Annotated in this window: 18 protein-coding genes; 6 read left to right on the top strand and 12 right to left on the bottom strand. The window is 61.0% G+C overall.

Translation table 11 applies throughout. The features are described 5' to 3' along the window. Positions 1 to 2: 2 nt before the first annotated feature. Genes AC6CIA_RS11210 through AC6CIA_RS11225 form a run of 4 tightly spaced genes read right to left on the bottom strand, consistent with a single transcriptional unit; the run spans position 3 to position 2,609 of the window. Positions 3 to 1,322 (bottom strand): sensor histidine kinase, encoded by a 1,320-nt coding sequence (locus AC6CIA_RS11210; RefSeq protein WP_498311964.1) that lies wholly within the window; start codon positions 1,320 to 1,322, stop codon positions 3 to 5. Then, a complete protein-coding gene (locus AC6CIA_RS11215; RefSeq protein WP_498311966.1) occupies positions 1,319 to 1,987 on the bottom strand; it encodes a response regulator transcription factor in 669 nt (222 codons plus the stop codon). Before AC6CIA_RS11215 ends, AC6CIA_RS11210 begins: the two co-directional genes overlap by 4 nt. Further along, positions 1,987 to 2,301 (bottom strand): PepSY domain-containing protein, encoded by a 315-nt coding sequence (locus tag AC6CIA_RS11220; RefSeq protein ID WP_084377712.1) that lies wholly within the window; start codon positions 2,299 to 2,301, stop codon positions 1,987 to 1,989. Before AC6CIA_RS11220 ends, AC6CIA_RS11215 begins: the two co-directional genes overlap by 1 nt. After that, entirely contained in the window at positions 2,301 to 2,609 is a 309-nt protein-coding gene (locus AC6CIA_RS11225) for a PepSY domain-containing protein (RefSeq protein ID WP_498311968.1), read from the bottom strand. Before AC6CIA_RS11225 ends, AC6CIA_RS11220 begins: the two co-directional genes overlap by 1 nt. 158 nt (positions 2,610 to 2,767) lie before the next feature. On the opposite strand from AC6CIA_RS11225, the gene AC6CIA_RS11230 reads away from it, so the two are divergent. The 4 genes from AC6CIA_RS11230 (at position 2,768) to codA (ending at position 7,349) form a co-directional block, all read left to right on the top strand. Further along, positions 2,768 to 3,847: a patatin-like phospholipase family protein gene (locus tag AC6CIA_RS11230; protein ID WP_498311970.1), complete on the top strand. Its 1,080-nt coding sequence runs from the start codon at positions 2,768 to 2,770 to the stop codon at positions 3,845 to 3,847. 76 nt (positions 3,848 to 3,923) lie between these two features. Further along, complete coding sequence (queD, locus tag AC6CIA_RS11235) at positions 3,924 to 4,280, top strand: 6-carboxytetrahydropterin synthase QueD (RefSeq protein WP_003190259.1); 357 nt, start codon at positions 3,924 to 3,926, stop codon at positions 4,278 to 4,280. Between the two features lie 386 nt (positions 4,281 to 4,666). Beyond that, entirely contained in the window at positions 4,667 to 5,935 is a 1,269-nt protein-coding gene (codB, locus tag AC6CIA_RS11240; protein ID WP_498311972.1) for a cytosine permease, read from the top strand. A 175-nt stretch (positions 5,936 to 6,110) separates the two neighbouring features. Next, positions 6,111 to 7,349: a cytosine deaminase gene (codA, locus tag AC6CIA_RS11245; protein ID WP_498311974.1), complete on the top strand. Its 1,239-nt coding sequence runs from the start codon at positions 6,111 to 6,113 to the stop codon at positions 7,347 to 7,349. A 65-nt stretch (positions 7,350 to 7,414) separates the two neighbouring features. Here the strand turns inward: codA and AC6CIA_RS11250 are convergent, their stop codons facing one another. Then, on the bottom strand, positions 7,415 to 8,455 hold the full coding sequence (locus AC6CIA_RS11250; protein ID WP_498311976.1) for a diaminopimelate epimerase: 1,041 nt from the start codon (positions 8,453 to 8,455) through the stop codon (positions 7,415 to 7,417). A gap of 174 nt (positions 8,456 to 8,629) precedes the next feature. On the opposite strand from AC6CIA_RS11250, the gene AC6CIA_RS11255 reads away from it, so the two are divergent. Next, positions 8,630 to 9,781 carry an MFS transporter gene (locus AC6CIA_RS11255; RefSeq protein WP_498311978.1) on the top strand — a complete coding sequence of 384 codons (1,152 nt, stop codon included), beginning with the start codon at positions 8,630 to 8,632 and terminating at the stop codon, positions 9,779 to 9,781. A gap of 151 nt (positions 9,782 to 9,932) precedes the next feature. Here AC6CIA_RS11255 and AC6CIA_RS11260 read toward each other — a convergent pair whose 3' ends face one another. From AC6CIA_RS11260 to AC6CIA_RS11290, 7 genes are all read right to left on the bottom strand, one after another. Beyond that, positions 9,933 to 10,808, bottom strand: coding sequence for a hypothetical protein (locus tag AC6CIA_RS11260; RefSeq protein WP_498311980.1), 876 nt, complete (start codon positions 10,806 to 10,808; stop codon positions 9,933 to 9,935). Between the two features lie 252 nt (positions 10,809 to 11,060). After that, complete coding sequence (locus tag AC6CIA_RS11265) at positions 11,061 to 13,466, bottom strand: TonB-dependent siderophore receptor (protein ID WP_498311981.1); 2,406 nt, start codon at positions 13,464 to 13,466, stop codon at positions 11,061 to 11,063. A 96-nt stretch (positions 13,467 to 13,562) separates the two neighbouring features. After that, positions 13,563 to 14,534, bottom strand: a complete 972-nt coding sequence (locus AC6CIA_RS11270) for a FecR family protein (RefSeq protein ID WP_498312216.1) — start codon at positions 14,532 to 14,534, stop codon at positions 13,563 to 13,565. 31 nt (positions 14,535 to 14,565) lie between these two features. Further along, the gene (locus tag AC6CIA_RS11275; RefSeq protein ID WP_498312218.1) at positions 14,566 to 15,063 is read right to left on the bottom strand and encodes a sigma-70 family RNA polymerase sigma factor; all 498 of its coding nucleotides are present in this window, start codon (positions 15,061 to 15,063) and stop codon (positions 14,566 to 14,568) included. A 193-nt stretch (positions 15,064 to 15,256) separates the two neighbouring features. After that, complete coding sequence (locus AC6CIA_RS11280) at positions 15,257 to 16,552, bottom strand: NAD(P)/FAD-dependent oxidoreductase (RefSeq protein ID WP_498311983.1); 1,296 nt, start codon at positions 16,550 to 16,552, stop codon at positions 15,257 to 15,259. After that, positions 16,549 to 17,637, bottom strand: a complete 1,089-nt coding sequence (locus AC6CIA_RS11285) for a polyamine ABC transporter substrate-binding protein (RefSeq protein WP_498311984.1) — start codon at positions 17,635 to 17,637, stop codon at positions 16,549 to 16,551. Before AC6CIA_RS11285 ends, AC6CIA_RS11280 begins: the two co-directional genes overlap by 4 nt. A gap of 34 nt (positions 17,638 to 17,671) precedes the next feature. After that, the gene (locus AC6CIA_RS11290) at positions 17,672 to 19,030 is read right to left on the bottom strand and encodes a glutamine synthetase family protein (protein WP_498311986.1); all 1,359 of its coding nucleotides are present in this window, start codon (positions 19,028 to 19,030) and stop codon (positions 17,672 to 17,674) included. Between the two features lie 157 nt (positions 19,031 to 19,187). On the opposite strand from AC6CIA_RS11290, the gene AC6CIA_RS11295 reads away from it, so the two are divergent. Then, on the top strand, positions 19,188 to 20,075 hold the full coding sequence (locus tag AC6CIA_RS11295; RefSeq protein WP_498311988.1) for a helix-turn-helix domain-containing protein: 888 nt from the start codon (positions 19,188 to 19,190) through the stop codon (positions 20,073 to 20,075). The last annotated feature ends 76 nt before the right edge of the window (positions 20,076 to 20,151 follow it).

Below are 20,151 nucleotides of genomic sequence, written 5' to 3' on the forward strand. Positions count from 1 at the left end.
TTTCAGGCTTGGCGTCGTGGCAACTCGATCAGCACCTTGAGCCCGCCCAGCGCGCTTTCGCGCAATTGCAACGTCCCGCCCCACACGTCGACAATATCTCGCACGATCCCCAGCCCCAGGCCATGGCCGTCGGTCTGTTCATCCAGCCGGGTGCCGCGACTGAATACCTGATCGCGCTGGGCCTCGGGGATTCCCGGCCCGTCGTCCTCCACGACCAGTTGAAAGTGCTGCGGCGTTGGCTGAATGCTCACGCTCACTTCGGCATCCGCCCATTTGCAGGCGTTGTCCAGCAGATTGCCGAGCAGTTCCAGCAGATCCTCGCGGTCCCAGGGCAATTGCAGGCCCGGGCTCACGTGGTAACTCAAATCCAGATGCTCGCCGTGAATCATGTTCAGGGTCGCCAGCAAACTTGGCAATTCAGCATCACAGTCGAACAAGGCGCCCGGCAAGGTCTCGCCGGCCAGGCGGGCGCGATTGAGTTCACGGTTGAGGCGCTGCTGCACCTGCGCCAACTGCTCACGCAACAACCTGACCAATTGTGGATGTTCCTTGAGCTGCTCGCTGGACGCCACGCTCAACAGCACCGCCAGCGGCGTTTTCAAGGCGTGGCCAAGATTGCCCAGCGCGTTGCGCGAGCGCTTGAGGCTGTCTTCGGTATGGGCCAGCAAGTGGTTGATTTGCGCCACCAGCGGTTCCAGTTCCACCGGCACCTGGTTATCCAGTTGCGAGCGCTGGCCTTGTTGCAGTTGCGCGATCTGTTCGCGGGCGGTTTCCAGTGGGCGCAGGGCCCGGCGCACGGTGATTCGTTGCAGGATCAGGATCAGCAGCAAGGCGGACAGGCCAAGGACCAGGCCGATTTGTCGCATCAAGCGAAAGCTCTCCCTGACGGGTGTGTAGTCCTGGGCCACGCTGATGGAAATCGACTGGCCAAAACGCTTGTAGTCCGAACGTAATACCAGCAGTTGCTGGCCTTCAGGCCCCAATTGCAGGTTCCCCTTCAGGCCCGCGTGGGGCAGGCGTGGCAGTTCCTGATCCCACAACGAACGGGAGCGCCAGTGCGTGTCGCTGAAGTCGATCCGAAAATAATGCCCGGAGAACGGCCGCTGATAGGCCGAGGACAAGCGCTGTTCGTCCAACTGCAAACCGTTGGGGCCACGCACCAGCGCGACCAGCAGGTTCTCGCTGTCGTTGCGCAAGCCGGACTCCAGATAGCGTTGCAGGCCCATTTCGAACAACCAGAGACTGGTCTGCGCCAGCACCAGGCCAACGATCAGCATGACGCTGATCAAGCCCAGGCTCAGCCGCCGCTGGATGGACCTCACGTCGGATTGGCGCCGAAGCGGTAACCCTGGCCACGCCGGGTTTCAATCACGTTGCGCCCGAGCTTGCGCCGCAGATGGTTGACGTGGACCTCCAATACGTTGGAATCGCGCTCGGTCTCGCCATCGTACAAATGTTCGGCCAGGTGGCTTTTCGAAAGGATCTGTTCGGGGTGCAGCATGAAATAGCGCAGCAGTCGAAACTCGGCAGCCGTCAGTTGAACCTCTTCCCCCTCGCGCATGACGCACTGCCGGCCTTCATCCAGATGCAAACCGGCGGCCTGCAAGGTCGGCTGGTTGGCCTGACCATGGGCGCGGCGCAACAAGGCCTGGATACGCAGGTGTAATTCTTCAGGGTGAAACGGTTTGCTCAGGTAATCATCTGCCCCGGCCTTGAGCCCTTCAATGCGCTCGGCCCAGGAGTCGCGGGCCGTCAGGATCAGGACCGGGGTGGCCAGCGCGGCGGCACGCCACTGGCTCAACACTTCAAGCCCCGGCAAACCGGGCAGCCCCAGGTCGAGGATGATCAGGTCATACGGTTCGCTGCGGCCCTGATAGACCGCATCACGTCCATCCGCCAGCCAGTCGACGGCGTACCCTTGACGATTCAGCCCGGCCATCAATTCATCGGCCAGTGGGACGTGGTCTTCCACCAGAAGCAGGCGCATCAGTCATCTTCCTCATCTTTAAGCAGCGCCCCGGTGGTCGCATCCAGTTTGATTTCCCGCACGACACCCTCGGTGGTCACCAACTCCACTTCATACACGTAACGCCCGTGTTTGGTTTCCAGTTCCGCCTCCAGCAACCTGGACCCGGGGTGACGCGACATGGCCTGCTGCAACAGTTGCTCCAGGGCCAGGATCACGCCTTGTTGACGCAGCGCCAAGGCTTCATCCTGATTCAGGTCCCGGGCGGCCACCATCGAGCAAAATGCCAGGAGCACCAGCGCCAATCGACTGCTGGTGCGTAGATTTACCTTCATTACGTATCCTGATGGTCCTTGAGGACTTGACCGCTGACAGCGTCCAATTCCAGATCCCACTCAATGCCTTGGGCATCGCGCATTTCAACCTGGTAAAGGTACTTGCCGTATTCCTCTTCAAGTTCGGTTTCCGTCACCGTGGCGCTGGGGTGCTTGGCCAGGGCGGTGGCATTGAGCTTCTCGAATGACTGAATAGTACCAGCGTCACGCAGTTTCAGCGCTTCGTCCGGCCCCAGGTCGCGGGCTTGGGCTACACCGCTGGAGAGGGCGATAATACTGGTGGTGATGAATGCTGTGAGGATTTTCATGAGGTGTCTCCAATTCAGGATGTTTTTCCTACGGTCTCCACAGTACCGGCTGCAACTTAACTGAAACTGAATTGCCACCATGGCAATTATCAGCCACACCTTGCCATCAACCGGGGTGGTTTTCCTATACTGCCCCGCTCGCTCCCACAGAGACCGGTATGACTGCCATCCACATCAAGTTCCCAGCGCTGACACTCAAGGCTGGCCAACGCGCTTTTTCACGTATTCGCGAACAGGCTTTGCAACCCGCGGATGTGGGCATTCTGCCGGGGGCCGCCGGCGGCCCGAAAGCCTTGGGTATCCAGGGCCTGGACCTGGCGCTGTTCGGCGACTGGCTGCTGCGCGAGCCCCGCGAACGCGCGCTGATCGGTGCGTCCATTGGCTCCTGGCGGTTTGCCAGCGCCTGCCTGCCCGATCCGGTGCAAGGCCTGCTTGACCTGGGCCGGCTGTACAACGAACAGCGTTTTGCCAAAGGCGTGAGCATGGCCGAGGTCAGCCAGAGCTGCCAGCGCATGCTGGATGACCTGCTGGCCGGACGCGATGCCGTGCTGCTGGATAATCCTCACTATCGATTGCACATCATGGTTGTCAAAAGCCACGGTCTGCTGGCCGACGATCACCGTGGACGCCTGGGCCTGGGCTTGTCATCGGTGATTGCCGACAATCTGCGCGGCCGTGCGCGGCTGTCCCGGCATTTTGAACGACTGATCATCCACGATCCGCGGCAGGCACCTCCCCTGCACCCGCTGCAGGATTTTCCATCGCGCTTCCTCGACCTGCAGGTGGGCAATCTGCGCCAAGCGTTGTTGGCGTCTGGCTCGATCCCGATGGTCATGCAAGGTGTCCGCGACTTGCCGGGCGCCGGGGTCGGCACGTTCCGCGACGGTGGCCTGCTGGATTATCACCTCGACCTGCCCTACCACGGCGAAGACATCGTGCTGTACCCGCACTTCACTGACCGGGTGATCCCCGGCTGGTTCGACAAGAGCCTGCCGTGGCGACGTGGCAGCCAGCAAGGCTTGCAGAATGTCTTGCTGCTGGCACCCTCGCGGGATTACCTCGCTCGCCTGCCTTACGGCAAACTGCCGGACCGCAGTGACTTCAAGCGCTTCATCGGCGATGACGCGCGCCGCAATACGTACTGGCGAACGGCAATGAGCGAAAGCCAGCGCCTGGGCGATGAGTTCCTCGAACTGGCCGATAGCGGCCGTCTCGGCGAGCGCCTGGTTCCCCTCTGATCAGCCACTCTGCGCAGCGGCGAATCAAGCTGTTAAACTCGCCGCCTGCCAGACACTGACCGAGCTGAAAAACACCGTGGAAATTTTCAAAGAGTTCACTTTCGAGTCCGCCCACCGCCTGCCACACGTGCCCGAAGGCCACAAATGCGGGCGCCTGCATGGTCACTCATTCAAGGTGGCTATTCACCTGAGTGGCGACCTCGACCCGCATACCGGCTGGATCCGTGACTTCTCGGAGATCAAGGCGATCTTCAAACCGCTGTATGAACGCCTGGACCACAATTACCTCAACGACATCCCCGGCCTGGAAAATCCCACCAGCGAAGTGCTGGCCAAATGGATCTGGAATGAGTTGAAACCATTGTTGCCGGAACTCAGTGCGATCCGCATTCATGAAACCTGCACCAGCGGCTGTATCTATCGCGGTGAATGAGCCGGTGCCGGACTCAATCAAACCACCCTTGCGGTGGTTTTTTTGTCTGCGCGCAAGCCCTCCCATGTACCCACTTGCATCAGCGACGCACCGTTCTGTGGCGATAGGCTTGTCCTGTGGCGAGGGGGCTTGTCCCCCGTTGGGCTGCGCAGCAGCCCTCAAACCTGACATCCCGGTTTGATTGGACGAACGGGAAAGCCTTTTTGGGGCTGCTGCGCAGCCCAACGGAGGCGATACGGTGTTCCGGCAAGCCCCCTCGCCACAGAACGGTATTCGGCACGCGACTTTCTAACTGAACGGCATTAGGCCTTGCCACCTGTTCAGCGATAAACGCAGTTGGCACGCACGCTGCAAAGACCTGCGTCACTCATTCCAGGGGCAGGCACATGACGCAGAACGAACCGGGCAACGACTACCCTCTCAGCGAAGTGCCCATGCACGCGCGCAAGAGCCTTGGCTCCACCGCCATGGTGCTGCTGGGCTTCACTTTTTTTACCGCGACCATGTTCGCCGGAGGCAAGTTGGGAGTGGCCTTCAGCTTTACCCAGATGCTCGGTGTCGTGGCCCTGGGTAACCTGCTGTTGGGTATCTACGCCGCAGCCTTGGGTTACATCGCCTTCAAGAGCGGTTTGAACTCGGTGTTGATGGGGCGCTTCTGCTTTGGCGAAATCGGCAGCAAGTTGAGCGACCTGATCCTCGGCTTCACCCAGATCGGCTGGTACGCCTGGGGCACGGCCACCGCCGCCGTGGTGCTGGGCAAATATTTTGCGTTGAGCCAAGGCAGCGTGCTGGCATTGATGGTGCTGTTCGGCCTGGCGTTTTGCGCCACCGCCTACGTCGGCTACCGCGGTTTGGAAATCCTTTCATACATCGCAGTGCCGGCCATGGGCCTGTTGCTGTTGCTGTCGATGTGGGTTGCCACGGTGAAAATCGGCGGGCTGGATGGGTTGCTGGCGATCGTGCCAACGGCCCAGTTGGATCTGTCCACGGCGATTACCCTGGTGTTTGGCACCTTTGTCAGCGGCGCGACCCAGGCCACCAACTGGACGCGATTCTCCCGCTCGGCCAAGGTGGCGATACTGGCCAGCCTGATCGGCTTTTTTATCGGTAACGGCTTGATGGTGCTGATCGGTGCCTATGGCGCCATCGTCTATCAGCAGCCGGATGTGGTGGAAGTGTTGCTGCTGCAAGGGTTTGCCATGGCCGCAATGGCCATGTTGTTGCTCAACATCTGGAGCACCCAGGACAACACCATCTATAACTTCGCCGTCGCCGGCTGCAACCTGCTGCGCACCAAACGCCGCAAAACCGTGACCCTGGTCGGCGCCGTGATCGGCACCCTGCTGGCGTTGCTGGGCATGTACGACATGCTGGTGCCCTACCTGATCCTGCTCGGCACAGTGATTCCGCCGATTGGCGGGGTGATCATGGCCGACTTCTTTTACCGCTATCGCGGTCACTATCCACGGCTGGCCGATGTACGCTTGCCAGCGTTCAACTGGCCGGGGCTGATCGCGTATGCCGTCGGTACGGTACTGGCCTTCAGTTCGCCGTGGGTCGCACCGCTGGTGGGAATCGCCGCGGCGTCGCTCAGCTACATCGTGCTGAGCGCGGTCCTGCGCGTGCGCACGCCGCTGGCCGACGTCCAGGCATGAGCCTGACGGCCACGCAAGTACTGATCCCATGTGCCTGCGGGCTGGCGGCGCTGGCCCGGTTTCCGGACAATGATAACCTGCTGGCTACAGCCCAATGACCGTCTGGACATCGGCATCGCATCGATGATCTGGCGGCTGTCTGCCTGATTGCTATTTGCCAAAGAGGAACTTGCCCATGCACATCATCAACGCCCGCCTGCGCAACCGTGAAGGCCTGCATGATCTGCACCTGGAACATGGCCGGATCGCCAGCATTGCTCGACAAACCAGCGCTCCAACACTGGGGCCAGAGGATCTGGACGCTGCCGGCAACCTGGTAGTACCGCCCTTTGTCGAGCCGCACATTCACCTCGACGCCACCCTCACCGCCGGCGAACCGCGCTGGAACATGAGTGGAACCTTGTTCGAAGGCATCGAGTGCTGGGGCGAACGCAAGGCCACCATCACCCACGAAGACACCAAAAACCGCGCCAAAAAGACCATCCAGGCCCTGGCCGCCCACGGTATCCAGCACGTGCGCACCCACGTCGACGTGACTGATCCGGACCTGACCGCGCTCAAGGCCATGCTCGAAGTGCGCCAGGAAAGCCGCCACCTGATCGACCTGCAAATCGTCGCTTTCCCTCAGGAAGGCATCGAGTCTTATCGCAACGGCCGGGAACTGATGGAGGAAGCCATCCGCCTCGGCGCGGATGTGATCGGTGGCATACCTCACTTCGAGTACACCCGCGACCAAGGTGTCAGTTCGGTAAAGTTCTTGATGGACCTGGCCGAACGCAGCGGTTGCCTGGTGGATGTGCATTGCGATGAAACCGATGACCCGCACTCGCGCTTTCTTGAAGTACTGGCCGAAGAAGCGCGCAGCCGCGACATGGGCAGTCGGGTCACCGCCAGCCACACCACGGCCATGGGTTCTTACGACAATGCCTACTGCGCCAAGTTGTTTCGCCTGCTGGGGCACTCGGGCATCAGCTTTGTCTCCTGCCCCACCGAAAGCATTCACTTGCAGGGTCGCTTCGACAATTTCCCGAAACGCCGTGGCGTGACCCGTGTCAACGAACTGCTGGAAGCTGGCATGAATGTCTGTTTCGGCCAGGATTCCATCGTCGATCCCTGGTACCCGCTGGGTAACGGCAACATCCTGCGGGTGCTGGAAGCCGGGCTGCATATCTGCCACATGCTCGGCTACCGCACGCTGCAGAATGCCCTGGACCTGGTCACCGACAACAGCGCCAAGGCGATGGCGTTGGGCGATCGCTACGGACTCGAGCCGGGGCGTCCGGCCAACCTGCTGATCCTGTCAGCCGAGAGTGACTATGAAGTGATTCGTAGCCAAGGCTTGCCGCTGTATTCAATTCGCGAGGGCAAGGTATTGATGACCCGGCGCCCGGCCCAGGTGAGATTCTCGGAGTAATCGAGCAGTTTCAGGAAATACCCGCTGCGCAGGAACGACTGATCGCTCCTGCCAGCGCCCGATACCTATTCCGTCATTTGGCGTTGCGCCGCGCCAAACAGGCTGACACCCCTCAACTCGCCATTCTGCTCCTCGAGTAACACAGGCACGCTCCCGCCGGGCATGATCACCGTCACCGGTCCCGCCGCCACCCACCCGACACGCCAGGCCGCACAGGCCACCGCGCTGGCACTGGTACCAGAAGACGCCGTGGGCCCTTCGCCGCGTTCAAACACGCGGGCGATCAAGCAGTTGGCGGACGCGCGGGCCGCCCATTGCAGGTTGACGCCCTCGGGACAAGGTTGCCCAACGCCTGCGGGCGGCGCGAAGGCGATATGTTTCAACGGTTCAAACAGCGCCGGTTGTTGCATCCGCGGGTTGTCCGGCAACGCTGAAACCTCAGTCACCAGCGTCACACAATGGGGATTGCCCACTCGCACAAACTGGCTGTGGTTCCAGCGCTCATCAAGCGACACAAGCCCGCTGACCAGGCTCAACTCCCGATCATGGAGCGACGCCGTATCCACCTGCCTTGCGCCCACCGCCAAAGGGCCGAACGTGGGCCGCCCCAACGTCAGCCAGAAGCCCCGGACCTGTTCGAATATTGCGGGGTCGGTAACGGTAATCACCGGCGATGGCGCGTCCGGCTTGTCATGATGCACACGCAACTCACACCGTCCGGTCATCAACCCCTGCTCACTCAAGGCCTGAGCAAATATGCTCAGGCCGTTTCCGCTGCGCTCGGCCAGGCTGCCGTCGGTGTTGACGATCAGCAGGTCAAAGGGCGCCTCGGCCTGAAACGGCCCGATCAACAGACCGTCACAGCGATGAGGCTTGGCGTTGGCCGGGCGCGGTAACGCTCCCCAACCGCACTCGGCGGCGACTGCAGACGCGCTCCAGCACGCTCGGCGGCTCGCCGCCAACGCAGCGCTCGCTGGCAGGTCGATACCCTGCTCACGCAGCACAGCCGGGCTGACCACGCCATAGATATTGCCACGGGCGTCATAAAACCGGGTCGTGGTCACAGGTGCGCAGTACGCTTCGCTGTTGTCGGAACAACTGGACATGGCATGTCTCTCGAATCACCGGGAACCCGCAGTGTAGCCACATACTCACAAGACGTGGGTAACCCGCCGCGCGCCGAGTAAAAAACACTCCGGGAACCTCGGCTCGCGCGTGATGGCCTGATATGCAAGGATATCGCGCCGCACCTCATCAACGCCTGCAAACCAAGGATTTTCATGACCGCCATCAGCAGCCCGGCTCCCGTCATTCCGGGGCGTCTGGAACAAATGTCGACCCGCATCGCGTTTTTTATCGCAGGTTTCGGGATTGCCGCCTGGGCGCCATTGGTGCCTTACGCCAAGGCACGCGCGCAGTTGGACGAAGGCACGCTCGGCCTGCTGCTGTTATGCCTGGGGGTGGGCTCGATCATTGCGATGCCGGCCGCCGGGGCGCTGGCCTCACGTTTTGGCTGCCGGAAGGTCTTGAGCGGCGGCACCCTGCTGATCTGCCTGGCGTTGCCGCTGCTCGCCACCGTCAGCTCGGTTCCAGCGCTGGCGGCCTCGTTGTTCCTGTTTGGCGCCGGTCTCGGTACGGTGGACTCCACGGTCAACCTGCAAGCGGTGATCGTCGAGCGGGCCAGCGGCAAGACCATGATGTCAGGCTTCCACGGGCTGTTCAGCCTGGGTGGCATTGTTGGCGCCGCGGGTGTCAGCGGCCTGTTGGCACTCGGGCTGTCACCCTTGCAGGCAACCCTGGTGGTGATCGTGATTACATTGGCAGCGCTGTTCAAGGCCGCGCCGCACTTATTGCCCTACGGCAGCAAAAGCTCAGGCCCCGCTTTCGCCATCCCCCACGGCGTGGTGCTGTTTATCGGTTGCCTGTGTTTTATCGTGTTTCTCGCCGAGGGCGCGGTGCTGGATTGGAGCGCGGTGTTCCTCAGTGCCGAACGCGGCCTGGATGAAGCGTACGCGGGGCTCGGCTACGCCGCCTTCGCCCTGACCATGACCGCCGGACGCCTGACCGGGGACATGATCGTGCATCGCCTGGGCGCCACCAAGGTCATCATCCTTGGCGGCGCACTGGCCACGGCGGGCATGTTGCTTGCGACGCTCTCTCCGGCCTGGGAAGCGGCGCTGCTGGGTTATGCGCTGGTGGGCGCCGGATGTTCCAATATCGTGCCGGTGCTATACACCGCGGTGGGCAAGCAAACAGTCATGCCTGAACACATTGCCGTACCGGCGATCACCACCCTGGGGTACGCAGGCATTCTTGCAGGCCCTGCAGTGATCGGGTTTGTGGCCCACGCCAGCAGTCTGAGCGCCGCGTTCCTGTTGATTGCCGTGTTGCTGGTCGGCGTGGCGATCAGTGGAAAGGTGCTGCGAGTGTAAACCCCGTGTCGAGAACACGTCGATCCTGACAGAAGCGACGTGTACAGGATCGAAACAACTCAAGTCGGCATGGCCTGTTGGCTATCACGCGTTAATGCCACGACGGCCCATCTGGTTTCTTGTCGGGTGTTTACGCTGCTGGCTTCCCTGCCTAGGTTCTATCTCCATAGTAAGGATTGCTATTGCCCTGGGCGACTCCAGCGGCGATCTGCAGATTTTTCCGGTCAATCAAGCCGTCATACTGTCCAGTAGATGCATGTTTGTCCGACAGGCCGAGAAGCGCGGGACGCATCAAGTATTCTCGCGCCAGCAACGTATCTCGATCCTTTGAAAAGTCTCCGGACGGATACGCACGATCCGCCACGGCCTTGAGGGACTTCTCGGAAATGTAACCGGGCTTGCGAGGGTCCTCGAACGTGCCAAAACTGTTCTGCAGCGCCTGCGCCAGCGACGCGTCGGATTGCCCCGAGAATTCATTGCGCGGCGGCCGACCATGCCCGGGCGCAGGATGATGATGACCTGGCGGAAAACTACCTGCCTGACCGTGGCCTGGGTGCCACGGATGCGTCGGCTGAGGATGGGTATGCCCAGGGCATGGCTGGGTTACCTGACCCTGCTCCGGACCGGCGCCGAACAGTTGGCTTTTGAGCATGCTCAACAGGCTGATCAGCGAATTGAACATCTGCATTATTGGGTTGGAAGGCGATGTCGCCTGCGCCTGGGACTGCATGCCGTTCAGGAAGTCGTGGGTACTCGGTGCCTGAAATGCCCCCGGCCCGGTGAAATTGCGCATTTGCGGCACTTGCGGCAGTTGATAGTCAAATCCGCCTGATGCGCTGTGCGCGCCCGAAAAGTGAGAGCCTTGCGGCCTGGCGTCGGTTGCCTGCAAATACCGCCCCGCGCCACGGGCGTCCTGCTGCCCGTGCTGGTAGCCCTCACCGTATGCTTTATCGGCAACGTTTTCTAATGACGACGAACTGAAGGAATCGGGATATCGGTTGCGCGAATCAATCGAAGTTGAATGCATGGTTAAGCCCTGGTTCGGTGTATGAGAGACCTCACCAGTTCCATCGAACGAACTGGTATGCCCTGTGTGGCAAACCAGAGGAAAGAGTTCCTGAACTGTCTAGACTTGGCATTTTTATCGGTAAGAGAAGAGCACCTTGGGTTGCTTCTCCTTGGAGCGAGGGCGTCGGCCCGATGCGCTTAACGCTCACCCCACGGGATCAGTCTGACTCCTACCCGGAAATGCCCCGATAGGAGTCGCCTGATGTATCGGTCAGAAACCTACGCTTGCCTGTACAAAGAACGTACGCGGCTCTCCCAGGTAAATCCCCGAATTGTTATCGCTGGAACGCGTGTAGTGCTGCTGGTCGAAAACGTTCTTCACGCCGGCCCCCAGCTTGAGGTTGGACAGTTGCTCACCGAAGTCATAGCCGCTGCGCAGATTCACCGAAACGTAGCCCGGAATATCACCGTACTGACCGTCTGCGGTCGGTTGAGTGATATAGGTGTCGGTAGTGCCTGGAGCTCGCTGGCCGGACTGGGCGTAGACATCCAGATTATGCGTCCACTGGTTGACCGCATAGCGCAGGCCCAGGGTCGCCACTTGACGGGAATACAGCGGCAGGTCGCGGCCCTTGAAGGCGACGTCACCTACCGAGGTAGCCTTGGTGTAGGTGAAGCCGGCGTTGGCGGTCAGGCCGTCCAGGCGCGGGTCGAGGTTTGCCAGGTCGTAATGGGCCGAGGCCTCGATACCGCTGTGCTGGGTGGCGCCCAGGTTGGTCCAGCCCACATCATTGCTGAGGTACTGCAGTTCATCGGAGAAGTCGATGTAGAACAGCGTGACCTCACCGCCCCAGACACTGTCGTTATAACGAGTCCCGACCTCATAGGTCTTGGCTTTTTCCGGCTGCAGGCCGTTCGCCGTCTGGTCGCCGCTGCCGCCCTGGCCGAGCTGGAAATACTGCAGGCTGCCGAACGAGGTCTCGTAGTTGGCGAACAGCTTCCAGGCATCCGAAACGTGGTACATCACGCTCAAGGCGGGCAACGGCTCATGACTCTTGATCTGGCGAAGTTTCTCCTGGACCCGCGTGCCATTCAACGCCACCACCGGGTGGTCGTGCCATTCGGTCCGAATGCTCTCGAAACGGATCCCGGGAGTGAGGGTCCACTTGCCCACATCGATCTTGTCGTCGATATAAAACGCATTGGCCTCGGTGCCGCCAGTGCGGTCCTGATACACATGACCGTCGTTCTGGCCGGACGGCGTGGGCTGGTTGTCGACCAGCGCCAGGCTGGTCGCCTGCTCGTGCATGCTTTCTTTCAGGTAACGGTAGCCAATGCTGGCTTCCTGGGTGGTCGGCCCCAGGTCGAATACGTGGGACACCCGTGGCTCGATGCCGAAAGTAGTGTAGGTACGCGGGTAGGAATTGATCGCCCGCAAATTCCGGTTGGCGATATTGCTGCCGCGAAAACTGTCGGAGTAATAAGTCAGCACCTCGGCCTGGGTGCGGTCATTGATCTGACGGATGTATTTGAACGACACATCCTTGCGCCGGCCGCTGAAACTGTCCCAGTCACGCACCGATTGATAGGGATTGGCGTCGAACTGTGCCTGGGTCAAGCCGCCCGGCATGTCGGCACTGGCGTCGTAATAGTGGAAATTCAGCGAGAAATCGTCTTGATCGGTCGGCGCCCAGTGAGTCTTGAAAATCACGTCGTCGATGTCATTGGAATTGTTACTGTTGCGGTATCCATTGCCATTGACCCCGGAATACAACAACGCGGCGCCAATACCGTTGTCGGCGGTCCCGCCGATAAACGCATTGTCGATATGTTTCCAGCCGCCGTGGGCGGACGTTTGCAGGGTGGTGCCGACTTCACCGGAGAACGTCTCGGGAATCGCGCGGGTCACGAAGTTGATCACGCCACCAACGTTCTGCGGTCCGTAACGCACGGAACCGGCACCGCGTACCACATCAATGCTCTCCAGGTTGCCGGCGGAAATCGGCGCCATCGACAGTTGCGGCTGGCCGTAGGGTGCGAAAGCAGCCGGTACACCGTCAATCAACACCGTGGAACGTGGCGATAGCCGCGACGTCAGGCCACGCACTCCTACATTGAGGGAAATATCGCTGCCGCCGGTGCCGTTGGCTTCTTGCACTTGCACACCGGGTACACGTCGCAGTACGTCACCGACGTTCATTGCGCCCTGCTCCACCATGGCTTCACGACGGATCACCGTCCGCGCGCCGGGATGGTTCTGCACCACTTCGGCATTGGCATCACCCAGCCAGTCGCCAACCACCTTGATATCCGTGGCCCCCAACTCCAGCGGTGAACCGGCTTCACCCGTGCCGCTGGACAGCGGACGCAGGATCACCGAGCCCGCATCGATCTGATAATCCAGGCCGCTGCCTTGCAACAGCTGACGCAGGGCTTGCTCCGGCGACAGATTGCCGTCGACGGCCGGGGCTTGCTTGCCGGCCACCATGTCGGGGCTGAAAAACACTTGCAGCGACGTTTGCTGGCCCAATTGGCTCAACGCCGAGCCCAAAGGTTGTGCCTGAATATGAATGGCCTCCTCGGCGGAGGCCACAGGCATCGCGGCACTGACGGCCAAGGCGAGGGCCAGTGGGGCCCAGCGGGATGATTTAGGGTTTTTCACGGCGAGTTTTTTCACGTCGAGCCTAGTCCTGTGATCGCAAGAAAGTACGGCTGTTAATGCAAACCAGTTGCAGTTGGACAAGAAGACGAAGAACTCGGAAAAAACCTGAACCTAGCGTGAAATTATTTCCTGGCCGCCGTCGGGCAGTTCCCGCACGGACACCGGAAGAATGTGCGGCAGGGCCTTGAGCAAGGCATCGGTATCGTTGGCATTGAACACGCTGGTCAGGCGCAGCTTGCTGGCCGCCGTGCTGACCCGCAGCGGTTGTTCGCGATAGCGCGAAACCTCCCGCGCCACCTCGCCAAGAGGGGCGTCATTGAACACCAGTTTACCGTTGCGCCAGGCGGTGAGTGCTTGCGGGTTGACTGGATACGCCGGCGCTACCGAGCCTTGGCGATCGATCGAGGTACCACGACCCGCCGTCAGCGTGACCACCTGCCCAGCGGCCCGACCTTGCACCTTGACCGTTCCCGCCTCGACCACCACCCGGGTCTGCTCGTCATCACGCCGCACATCGAACCGGGTCCCGGTGACCGTCACCTGCCCGGCCCCGGCCTTGACCACGAACGGTCGGCTGGGGTCATGCTCGACACTGAACATCGCCTCGCCCTGCTTGAGTTCAACGCCACGCCGGGCTTTCTCATACCGCACCGCGACCACGCTGCGATCGTTAAGCTCGATCAGCGAACCATCCGGCAGGTCGACCTGACGACGCTCGCCTAACGCAGTGCTGAATTCGGCGGTGTAGGTCACCGGTCGCTTCAAGCCACTGAACAGCCCCAGTCCCAGCGCAACCGCCACCACACCGGCCGCCAGCGCATAGCGCACCAGCGACCGCCGCCGGGGCGCCACCACGGGCGCCTCGCACAACGCTTGCAAGCGTTCCCTGGGCAACAGATCGGTGGCGCGCCATAGCCCTTGCAATACATCGAACTCATATCGATGTTCGGGATGCTCTGCACACCAGGCTTCAAAACGGCGGCGTTCTTCGACGCTCAATGGGCTGTCCTGCAAACGCACAAACCACCGCGCGGCCTCGTCTCGCACCGTTGCGCGTGTGCAGGCACACTCACGGGTATCCATCATGGAAGGTCCTGTTCAAAGCGGGCATCGGTCATGGGGCCATCGCGTCCAGGCGCTCGCGCAGATGCCGCAGGGTGCGGATCATATACTTTTCCACCATGTTTTTAGAAAGCCCCAGGCGCTCGGCGATTTCCTGCTGGGTCAAGCCTTCGATCTTTTGCCAGATGAAAATCCTGCGGCAATTGAGCGGCAATTCGGCCAAGGCCCGTTCGATGGAGTCCGCCAGCTGGATCGCGTGCATGAAATGCTCCGGGTCGCCGCTGGGGGGCGAGCCCTGATCAAAAGCCTCCAGCGTCATCGCGTCACGGCGGTCCTCGCGGCGATAAGCATCCACCGCAATATTACGCGCGGTCTGATGCAAATAGGCGCGGGGCTGTTCGACTTGCGCCGACTTGCACTCAAGCACCCGCACAAACGTGTCATGGGCCAGGTCCTCGGCCTGGTGCCGATTTCGCAAACGGCGCGTCCAGGTCCCGATCAATTCTTCGTAATGCTCGAAAAAGCCTGGTTTGCGAGGCGGCGGAAGCATCATTGAAAAGCACTGGATAGGCGGGGCGTGAATAGTAATGCGTCCTATTAAGCAGGGCAATTGCTGCCCGTCGCCGCTTACTCGGCAGTTGTGCTGCCTTGACTCAAGAAAGTGGCCTGGCAAACACGCTGCTGCGTGGAACGGCGATACCCGTGGCCCCACCGGAGCCGACGGTATCGCCGTAAACCGGCACTTAATGCAGCCTTTCCCGCAACCGATACCACAACATCCCCAATGCCAGCAGCGGCGAACGCAAGGCCTTGCCGCCGGGAAACCTCATATGCGGCACCTGGCTGAAGATATCCAGGCCCTGGCTGTGCCCGGCATGAATGCCTTCGGCCAACAACCGCGCGCACCAATGGGTGACGTTCAGGCCATGCCCGGAATAACCCTGGGCATAGAACACGTTGCGGTACTGGTTGAGTCGCCCGACCTGGGGAAAGCGATTGGCGGTGATGCCAATCTTGCCGCCCCACTGGAACTCGATGGCGGTATTGGCCAGTTGCGGGAAGACCTTGAGCATCTTCGGGCGCATATAGGCCGCAATGTCCCGCGGGTCACGCCCCGAGTAGTGGCAGGCGCCGCCGAACAATAAACGCCGGTCCGCCGAAAGCCGGTAGTAATCCAGCCCGACTTTTTGATCACACAACGCCAGGTTCTGCGGGATCAACTGGTGGGCCACCTGGGCCGACAGCGGTTCGGTCGCGATGATGTAACTGCCGGCCGGCAGCACCTTGCCGCTCAAGCGCGGCTCGAGTTCCTCAAGGTGCGCGTTGCAGGCCAATACCAGGCTGGCGGCACGCACGCTGCCGGACGCGCAGCGCACCTGGACGCTGTCGCCATGGGTCAGCTCCAGCACCGGGCTGTGCTCGAAGATCCGCACGCCGAGGGATTCGGCGAGACGCGCCTCGCCCAAGACCAGATTCAGCGGATGCAGATGCCCGGAGCCCATGTCCATCAAGCCACCAGCATACGCGTCGCTGCCCACCACTTGCGTCATGTCCTGCGGCGCAACCAAGCGGGTTTGCGCGGCATAGCCCAACGCCGCCAAGCCTTCCAGCTCGCCCTTGAACGCCGCGAATTGCGCCGGGGTATTGGCCAGCTCGCAAAAACCCCAGCGCAGATCGCAGTCGATGCCATGCTCACGAACACGCTCGCCCACCACGGCTACCGACTCGATCCCGGCGCGCTGCAAGTAGCGCACGCCCTCCTCGCCCACATAGCGCGCAAAGCCCGATACATCGTGACCGATCCCCCGGATCAGTTGTCCGCCATTGCGCCCGCTGGCACCCCAGCCAATGCGTCGGGCTTCCAGCAGGATCACCGAAAGACCACGCTGGGCCAGCTCGATGGCCGTGTTGACCCCGGTGAAACCACCGCCGACCACACACACATCGGCGCTCAGTTCGGCCTGCAAGGCCGGCCGTTGTGGCATGGCGTTGGCCGAAGCCAGGTAATAGGAGCGAGCATGGTCTGCCGACTGATTCATTGATTGGACTTCACTTTGCTCCAGGCCCGAGTCATCACCCGCATGATGGCCGGACTTGGCGTGGTGGATATATAGAGTTTGTCGAGCACTTCCTGCGACGGGTAAACCTCGGGATTGTTCACCAGTTCCGGCTCCATGAAGGCCTTTGACGCCGGGTTCGGATTGGCGTAGCCCACGTAGGCACTGATCTTGGCGATCACCTCGGGCTCCAGCAGGTAATTGATGAACGCGTGGGCGTGTTGCGGGTTGGACGCGTCCGCCGGGATCGCCAGCAGATCGAACCACAGATTGCTGCCTTCCTTGGGAATCGAGTAAGCGAGCTTGATCCCGTTACCGGCTTCCCGGGCGCGGCTGGCGGCCTGGAACACATCACCGGAATAACCGAAGGCCACGCAGATATTGCCGTTGGCCAGGTCCGAAATGTACTTGGAGGAATGGAAGTAGGTGATGTATGGACGCAGCGTCAACAGCTTGGCTTCAGCCTTTTTGTAATCGGCCGCCGTCTCGCTGCGCGGGTCCATGCCCATGTAGTTGAGGATCGCCGGAAAAGCTTCGTCCGCCGAATCGAGAAATGCGACGCCACACGCGTGAAGCTTCTTCAGGTTCTGCGGTTCAAACAGCATTGCCCACGAATCGATATGGTCCACGCCCAGCACTTGCTTGACCTTGTCGACGTTGTAGCCGATGCCGTTGGTGCCCCAGAGGTAGGGCACCGAATACAGGTTGCCGGGGTCGTTTTGCTCCAGCAGCTTGAGCAGTTTCGGATCGAGGTTGGCGTAATTGGGTAACTGCGCGCGGTCCAGCTTCATAAATGCGCCAGCCTGCACCTGGCGCCCGAGGAAATGGTTGGACGGCACCACCACGTCATACCCGGTGCGGCCCGCCAGTAATTTGCCTTCCAGGGTTTCGTTGGAGTCGAACACGTCGTACACCACTTTGATCCCGGTCTTGGCCTGGAAATCGGCCAGCGTGGACTCACCGATGTAGTCGGTCCAGTTATACACGCTGACCGTCGGCGCGGCCTGGCCGGCGCCGGTGAACATCGCGGCCAGGGCCAGCGGGAGAAGTTGTTTGGCTAGACGCATATCGACACCTCTTGTGTTTTTTTAGTGTGAACGCTCAGACACTCAGCAACAGGAACTCCCGTTCCCAGGAGCTGATCACCCGCTTGAAGTTTTCGTGTTCGGCCCGCTTGACCGCGACGTAGCCGCGTACAAATTTGTCCCCCAGGTAATGCTTGATCGTCACACACGCCTCCATCCGCGCCAGCGCGTCCTCGATGGTGATCGGCAGACGCAGGTTGCGGCGCTCGTAGGCCCGGCCTTCCACCGGGGCGCTCGGCTCGATGCGTTCGATCATCCCCAGATAGCCGCACAACAGACTCGCGGCGATGGCCAGGTACGGGTTGGCGTCGGCGCCCGGCAGGCGGTTTTCCACGCGCATGGCGTCGGGGCTGGAGGTCGGCACGCGCAGGCCGACGGTGCGGTTCTCTTCACCCCATTCGACGTTGACCGGGGCCGAGGTGTCCGGCAAGAAACGGCGGAACGAATTGACGTTAGCCGCGAACATCGGCAGCAGCGTGGGGATGTACTTTTGCAAGCCGCCGATGTGATGCAAAAACAACTCGCTCATCTTGCCGTCATCATCGACAAACACCGGTTTGCCGGTGGCCATATCCACTACGCTCTGATGCAAATGCATGGCGCTGCCGGGTTCGTCGGCCACCGGCTTGGCCATGAAGGTCGCCGCCACATTGTGCTTGAGCGCCGCCTCACGCAGGGTGCGCTTGAACACCGTGATCTGGTCCGCCAGATCGAGCGCGTCGCCGTGACGGAAGTTGATTTCCATCTGGGCCGGGCCGTCTTCGTGGATCAGCGTATCGAGGTCCAGGCCCTGGGCTTCGCACCAGTCGTAGACGTCCTCGAAGAGTGGATCGAATTCGTTGGCGGCGTCGATGGAGAACGATTGGCGACCACTTTCAGCGCGACCCGAACGCCCCAGCGGGGTCTTCAGCGGCAGGTCCGGGTCTTCGCAGCGCTGGGTCAGGTAGAACTCCATTTCCGGTGCGACAATCGGCTGCCAGCCCTGATCACGGTAAAGCTGCAGAACCTTCTTCAGCACATTGCGCGGCGACAGCTCGACGGGATTGCCCTGCTTGTCGAAAGTGTCGTGAATCACAATCGCAGTGGGCTCGATGGCCCATGGCACGACATAAGTGGCATTGGCCGCGGGGCGACAGAGCATGTCGATGTCAGCCGGATCCAGCAGGTCGTAGTAGATATCGTCGTCGACAAAATCCCCGGTTACCGTTTGCAGCAAGACACTTTCCGGCAGGCGCATGCCTCGCTCATGCAGGAACTTGTTGGTGGGCGCAATCTTGCCGCGTGCGATGCCCGTCAGGTCACTGATCACGCATTCGACTTCGGTAATCTTGTGTTCTTTCAGCCAGGCGGACAGCTGATCGAAAGGGGCGTTCATAAGGACCTCGTCATGGCTTGAGTGATGCCGGCAGACTTCCCTAGCGGCACATTGAGGTCTATCTTGGCCGAGCCGTCCGCCGGCATCTATCCACTTTGCACGGAGCATAACGCACCAATAGAGTGCGCCCGGGTTACCCATGACATAGTCAGCCACCTTGCATGTTCAGGCCTTTACCACCGGTGATGTGAGCGCCCAATGCAGCGCTACACCCGGCTGGGTACAGCACTACCAGCAAATGTCTCCAGGGCATTTTGCCGGGCTGGTCCGCTACCTTGATCTGCAGGGTGTGGAGGTTTACGAAGAGCGCATGAACACGCGTATCGAACAGCATTTCAATGCTCCCGAGGGCTCCCTGGCGTTCTGCTTCGATGGCAGCGACAACGCGCTGTACCTGCTCAATGGCGAAAGCCGCAACACCTGGATCACCCCGGAAAACTACCGTGAAGTGGCGGTGGTGTTCGGCCCGGAGTTTGTCCAGCGCCAGGGTTTGGAACTGGCCCGGCTGGAAGGCTTGTTCATGGCGCCGCTCAGCTCGTTGCAAAACTCATTGTTCAGTCGCTGGCTCAGCGGCACCTTGACCCGACTGTCCGAAGAAACCGATCCACCCGGTCGCGAAGCCCTGGCCCAGCAACTGCTGGACGACTGTTTGTTCATTCTGGACAACGCCTGCGTAGGCCTGGATCAGGGTTCGCTACGCCGGCGCACCGAAGAACGCAGCCTGATGGCACGGATGGGTGAGTGGGCGGCAGATGTGCCAGACGAAACCGTCAACCTGCTGGAGCTGGCGCGGATTGCCGGGGTGTCGCTGCGCCAGCTGCAACAAGGATTCAGGACCTACACCGGAATGAGCCCGGCACAGTGGTTGCGCCTGCGGCGGTTGAATGGTGCACGACGGGAGTTGCTGAGTTCACCTGAGACCACGGTGGCGCAGGTCGCGATGAACTGGTCGTTCTGGCATTTGGGGCGGTTTTCCAACAGCTATCGGGCGCTGTTCCAGGAGCTGCCCAGCGAAACCCTGAAACACGCGCAAAAAATAAGTTGAACGGCAAACGCCTGTAGGCGCGAGGCACGCCAGTCGAAGGCTTTGACGATTGAGGCCGGTGGTCTCAGCGCAGGAG

The organism is Pseudomonas sp. GQ91 (genome assembly GCF_059758795.1).